Source organism: Aquiflexum sp., assembly GCF_041749095.1.
Classification (GTDB): domain Bacteria; phylum Bacteroidota; class Bacteroidia; order Cytophagales; family Cyclobacteriaceae; genus Aquiflexum.
This window is the reverse complement of record NZ_JBGTCA010000299.1, coordinates 1-2,521: the sequence shown is the minus strand read 5'-3', so window position 1 is coordinate 2,521 and position 2,521 is coordinate 1. Positions and strand designations below refer to the sequence as shown.

General features: G+C 37.8%; 4 protein-coding genes and 1 pseudogene. 2 read left to right on the top strand and 3 right to left on the bottom strand.

The genetic code is table 11. The features are described from left to right. The first annotated feature begins 197 nt into the window (after positions 1-197). Together ACEW8O_RS13870 and ACEW8O_RS13865 are read left to right on the top strand one after the other, a co-directional pair. On the top strand, positions 198-614 hold the full coding sequence (locus ACEW8O_RS13870) for a nucleotidyltransferase substrate binding protein (protein WP_373495223.1): 417 nt from the start codon (positions 198-200) through the stop codon (positions 612-614). A 26-nt stretch (positions 615-640) separates the two neighbouring features. After that, entirely contained in the window at positions 641-931 is a 291-nt protein-coding gene (locus ACEW8O_RS13865; RefSeq protein WP_373495222.1) for a nucleotidyltransferase domain-containing protein, read from the top strand. 171 nt (positions 932-1,102) lie between these two features. Here ACEW8O_RS13865 and ACEW8O_RS13860 read toward each other — a convergent pair whose 3' ends face one another. From ACEW8O_RS13860 to ACEW8O_RS13850, 3 genes and pseudogenes are all read right to left on the bottom strand, one after another. After that, positions 1,103-1,579 carry a YncE family protein gene (locus tag ACEW8O_RS13860; protein ID WP_373495221.1) on the bottom strand — a complete coding sequence of 159 codons (477 nt, stop codon included), beginning with the start codon at positions 1,577-1,579 and terminating at the stop codon, positions 1,103-1,105. After that, positions 1,543-2,154 (bottom strand): DUF5074 domain-containing protein, encoded by a 612-nt coding sequence (locus ACEW8O_RS13855; RefSeq protein WP_373495220.1) that lies wholly within the window; start codon positions 2,152-2,154, stop codon positions 1,543-1,545. The genes ACEW8O_RS13860 and ACEW8O_RS13855 overlap by 37 nt, the downstream gene beginning before the upstream one ends. A gap of 87 nt (positions 2,155-2,241) precedes the next feature. Then, positions 2,242-2,521: pseudogene (locus ACEW8O_RS13850) on the bottom strand (TonB-dependent receptor); the annotation flags it as partial.

Sequence of the window (2,521 nt, the reverse complement as noted above, 5' to 3'; positions counted from 1 at the left end):
TGAGCATTCCATCATCCTCCAACAGGTAGAAAATGGGGTGGCGATTCGAATGGCAGTGCTTTATTTACTAGCCGGGGCAAAGTAGAAAACTAAGTCATTTCAATAAATCCGAATTTTTTTTCCATTTGAGTTCCATCCTCCTTTTTTACCAAATATGCATTAATTTTGATTATCTTTAATTCATATCTAATTCAATGATGGAAAATACAAGGTGGGAACAAAGGTTTGAGAATTACCTTAAAGCCTTATTCCAGTTGGAAAATGCGGTAAAGCTTTCGGAGGAAAGAGAATTGACGGACCTCGAAAAACAAGGCTTGATACAGGTATTTGAATTTACCCATGAATTGGCTTGGAATGTGATAAAAGATTATTTTTTCTTTCAAGGAAACTCGGAAATTATCGGATCCAGAGATGCTACAAGAGAAGCATTTAAGGTTGGTTTGATTGTGGATGGAGATGGATGGATGGAAATGATCAAAAGTCGGAATAAAACTTCCCATACTTATAATGAAGACATTGCTTCTGAAATAACTGAAAAAATTACAGAATGGTATTTTGAACTGTTCAAAGAGTTTGAGGAGAAAATGTTGGAAATCAAGGATAAAAGAAAATGAATCAATTTGGACTCTCAAATAAAACCATGGAATCAATTTTAGGTGTTTTGAAAAAATACCCAAACATTGAGAAATGTGTTGTTTATGGTTCAAGGGCTATCGGGAATTTTAGAAATGGTTCTGATATTGATTTAACGCTTTTTGGAGAGACCCTGACTTTGACCGAACTTTTGAAAATTGAAAATGAACTGGATGATCTTTTATTACCCTACATAATTGATCTTTCCATTTTTCATCAGATTAACCATGAAGGATTGGTTGAGCATATCAAAACCAATGGTAAGGTGTTTTTTGAAAGAAAGCTCAAATACACCTGATTTTAATTTGCGGATCACTATGTTTTTTTAATAACTTCATTTAGAACCGATTAAGCAATATTGCGATTTTCAATTACTATATCACAACAAATAAAGCTGGAGTCTATGTGAACTATGTGTCTATGTGGTAATTGATTTTACCACATAGAAACATAGAGCACATAGAGGTTTTTATTTAAATACAAATCCCGATGGACCTCTACCAGCTTCAAGTGTTTTAACTACCTGACCCCCACCATTGATTATGATGACAGTGCCATTTCCCTGAAATCCATTGTTGTCGGCAATATAAATTTCCTTGCTTACCGGTTGGAACCCAATTCCATATAATCCTAAACCTGTAAACAGAGATTGATTGACCACGGTAGCTGAATTCATGGAAACCTTGGCTACGGCATCATTGTAATCAGGCCATCCTGTAGAAGTTAGCACATAAGCATCACCTCCATCTCCAATGGCAAAATTGGATGTGGCATTCGCCAAAGGAATCTCAATCGTATTTTGGATATTAAAATTGTTCCTGTTGATCTCGTGGAAATAAATGTGGCCGGCATCCCTTGCAAAAAGATAAAGTCTGCCATTAATTATCTTCAATTTGGAAGGAGTGCCCTCTACATCCTGACTACTCGTGACTGCATCAGTGGCCAATGATATAACTTGAAGTTTTTTGCAGCAGCACAAGCAACATATAGAAAATTTCCCGCCACGATTAGTCCCTCCGGCCTACTCGGTACAGGTATTTTTTCGGAAACAGTCCCACCATTAAGCCCATTGACCACAGCAATATATGAATCCGGATTCTGAAAACTTGGATCGTATGGTCCCCAATCACTGATGTACAACTTTTGGTTGGCCACAGCCAATGACCTGCTGTTTACCAGATCAGCATCCACAGCCCCCAAGCTGGCAAAGTCCTTGGGATCTACTAACTCAACCTTCCCGGTATTTGCGACAAGGTACATTCTGTCTTCTAATTCAACAATATCCTGAATCAAGCCTGCAAATGGTCTTCCGTTTTTTGATTCGAAAATATCATTCTTTATATCTCCTGATACCGGGTCATAATGGTAAACCTCACCGTCATTGGCACCAAAGGCACCCTCATTGATGATCAATACCCCTTTTTCAAATTCCCCCAATGGGATCTCAGGACCATCATCGGTACAGGAAACTGCACATAAAGCTAAAGCACATAAAGCTGTTAGTAATCTAAATTGATTCATATGTATATAATTGTTTTTTAGTAGCCATATGGAATCTCGCATATATGACCAACATATTTCCGTGGGATGTTTTAGTCATGCTCGATTTCATAGTGTGATATTTAAATTGAATTGATAATTTCTTCCGGGCATGGCCCTAAGCCGTAAAACATGGTATTCTGTATCGAATAGGTTATTAATTTGAGTTCCCAAATTCCCTGATAGTTTTCCTCCGACTGTCCATCGGTAATTTACTCCTATATCCCAAAGCTGATAAGGTTTGAGTTTGCCGGCATTGTCAGTCGCCACATACCGCTCCCCTACTCTTTGCGTATTCAAAAAGGAACTGAAGACACCTTTTTCAATGGAAAACATGGATTGGAATTTG